Below are 2,814 nucleotides of genomic sequence, written 5' to 3'. Positions count from 1 at the left end.
CCGGGGGCAGCAAGAAGAGGGGAGAGGGTGGGGAGAAGGGGCGTGTAGACGGCGGAGGGCAGAACTATGAGGCATGCCGATGACAACTGTGCCTGTCCTCACCCAGCTCGTCCGATCGCGGGCAGATCTCTTTCTGAACGGGTGGACGGATCGGAGGATCGCCGCCGCGCTGCAGAGCGGAGTGCTGTTCAGCATCCGGCGAGGGTGGTTCATGGACGCCGCCGATCGGGAGTCTCTGCGGCCGGAACAGCAGCACCACGCGCACGTCATCGCTGTGGCCAGAGATGCGAGCGGTTCCGCGGTCATGTCCCATGCGTCGGCGGCCGTGCTGTGGGGACTGCCGCTGTACGCGATGCGCCTCGCCCGTGTCCATATGACCACTCCGTCGCCGCGGAGGATCTCGAGTGCGCCGGACGTGTTCCGTCATGTCGCGCCGCTCCCGATCTCCGACGTCACAGTGCGCAGCGGCATCCGGTGCACCACCTTGTCGCGCACGGTGTTCGATCTCATCCGCGCATTGACGCCGCCCGCGGCCGTGGCACTGGCGGACGCTGCGGAGCGGCAGATGGCGGAGCGGCAGTGGGAGTGGGACATGGATGCCGTCCTCTCTTGGCGTCGTGAACTTGCGGCCAGGTTGACCGCTGCCGGGGGAGCGCGGGGGATCCGTCAGGCGCGGTGGGTCGCGGACTTCGCCGACGGGCGGGCGCAGCTTCCCGGTGAGAGTGTGAGCCGGTTGCATCTGCACAGACTCGGCTTCGCCGCCCCGGACCTGCAGGTGCCGGTGGACGGGCCCGGCGGCACTCGCTACTTCGTGGACTTCGGGCTCGCCGATGTCCGCAGTTTCGGTGAGTTCGACGGCAAGACCAAATACCTCGACGAGGCTCTGCGCTCGGGGCGCACGCTCGAGCAGGTCCTGCTCGCGGAGAAGCAGCGCGAGGACTGGATCCGGGGTCGCACGCAGTGGCGTTTCGCCCGATGGGGGTCGGAGCACATCGGGTCGCCCGCCGCCCTCGCCGCGCGCCTCGCCACCTTCCACATCACTCCTCCCTGACCCTCGCCGCCCCATCGAGACGCCGACTGTACGGCCCGCCGCCGAGCGCACCGCGTATTCACGGCAACAACCCGTGCATTCGTCAACAACCCGTGCACTCGGCGAAGAGGAGAGGAGAGGAGGGGAGGGGAGGGAGGGAGAGGGAGGGAGGGAGGGGGATTTGGGGGAGAGGAGCGGGTGAGGTAGAGTTGTGGCAACCGAAGACCGCTGGTCATCAGGCGTGCGCAATCACGCAGGATCGAAGCTCTGCACAGCAGGGGCCCGCGCAGGACACGAACTTCTCAAAGCTCCGTGCGCTTGCGCCGGAGCTTTTTTCTGTGCAGGTGGTCCAGGTCGGCGCCCCACCACCGTGCGGCGCCTCGTACACACCAAGGAGTGACCATGGCGCAGAAGGATGCATCGGTCGCCGAGCTCACGAAGTCATTCGAGAACTCGAACGCCGTCCTGCTGACCGAGTACCGCGGTCTGACGGTTGCCCAGCTCAAGGAGCTGCGCAACAGCATCCGTCAGGACGCTGAGTACGCCGTGGTGAAGAACACGCTGACCAAGATCGCCGCCAACAAGGCTGGCATCTCCGCGCTGGACGACGACCTCAAGGGTCCGTCGGCTGTCGCGTTCGTGCACGGTGACTTCGTCGCCACCGCCAAGGCTCTGCGTGACTTCGCCAAGGCCAACCCGCTTCTCGTGATCAAGTCCGGCATCTTCGAGGGCAACGCCCTCACCGCGGACGAGGTCAACAAGTACGCCGCGCTCGAGAGCCGTGAGGTTCTGCTGGCGAAGGCTGCGGGCATGATGAAGGCGACGATGGGCAAGGCTGCCGCCACCATCGATGCTCTTCGCGAAAAGCTGGAGACCGCAGAGGCCGCGTAAGCGACCTGCGATCTCGTCTACAAACCCCATCTATCTAGGAGATACATCATGGCTAAGCTCACCACTGAGGAGCTGCTCGAGCAGTTCGCCGGCCTGACCCTCGTCGAGCTCAACGACTTCGTCAAGGCGTTCGAGGAGAAGTTCGAGGTCACCGCTGCTGCTCCCGTCGCCGTTGCCGGTGCTGCGGGTGGCGCAGGCGCCGCTGAGGCTGAGGAAGAGAAGGACTCCTTCGACGTCATCCTCGAGGCTGCTGGCGACAAGAAGATCCAGGTCATCAAGACCGTCCGCGAGCTCACCTCGCTGGGTCTCGGCGAGGCCAAGGCTGTCGTCGACGGTGCCCCGAAGGCTGTCCTTGAGGGCGCCAACAAGGAGACCGCCGAGAAGGCCAAGGCTGCTCTCGAAGAGGCAGGCGCCACGGTTACCCTCAAGTAATCGCGACGCTCACGCGTTTCTGATCGAAGGCCCCGGGTTCGCCCGGGGCCTTCGTGCGTCTCCGGCGCTTTCCGCGCAGGTCAGCGCGGCGGAGCGGTGGAGTTGCGCACCACGAGGGCGGATGCCGCCGCCACATGTTCGAGCGGAGCATCCGGCCTGTCGATCCGCTGCATCAGGAGGCGCACGGCCTCGTGTCCCTGTTCGCGGGGCGATTGCCCGATCGTGGTCAGGGCGAACATGTCGGCGTGCTGATGGTCATCGATGCCGACGACGCTGAGTTCGGTAGGCACCGCGATGCCCAGGCGACGCGCGGCGATGATCGCGCCGATGGCCGCCTCGTCGCACACTCCGACGATCGCGGTCGGGCGGTTCCGACGGTCGCCGAGCAGACCGGCCGTCGCCGCGTAGCCGCCCGGCATGGTGGGAGTGGCGCCCGCGACCCGCGCGTGCTCGGTGAGCCC

4 protein-coding genes are annotated in these 2,814 nt (G+C 67.0%); 3 read left to right on the top strand and 1 reads right to left on the bottom strand.

Going from position 1 to position 2,814, the window contains the following annotated elements:
- Positions 1-79 precede the first annotated feature (79 nt).
- The 3 genes from ACNPM4_RS04770 (at position 80) to rplL (ending at position 2,353) form a co-directional block, all read left to right on the top strand.
- Entirely contained in the window at positions 80-1,051 is a 972-nt protein-coding gene (locus ACNPM4_RS04770) for a hypothetical protein (protein WP_448984870.1), read from the top strand.
- Positions 1,052-1,432: 381 nt separating this feature from the next.
- Complete coding sequence (rplJ, locus tag ACNPM4_RS04765) at positions 1,433-1,921, top strand: 50S ribosomal protein L10 (protein ID WP_029261006.1); 489 nt, start codon at positions 1,433-1,435, stop codon at positions 1,919-1,921.
- Between the two features lie 48 nt (positions 1,922-1,969).
- On the top strand, positions 1,970-2,353 hold the full coding sequence (rplL, locus tag ACNPM4_RS04760; protein ID WP_029261007.1) for a 50S ribosomal protein L7/L12: 384 nt from the start codon (positions 1,970-1,972) through the stop codon (positions 2,351-2,353).
- An 80-nt stretch (positions 2,354-2,433) separates the two neighbouring features.
- On the opposite strand, the gene ACNPM4_RS04755 is transcribed toward rplL, so the two are convergent.
- Positions 2,434-2,814: substrate-binding domain-containing protein (locus tag ACNPM4_RS04755; RefSeq protein WP_448984869.1), on the bottom strand; the 381-nt coding region annotated here is incomplete at its 5' end.

Source organism: Microbacterium umsixpiens (genome assembly GCF_053543675.1).
Note: the sequence above shows the minus strand (reverse complement) of the source record. Positions and strands in the feature narration are given on the sequence as shown.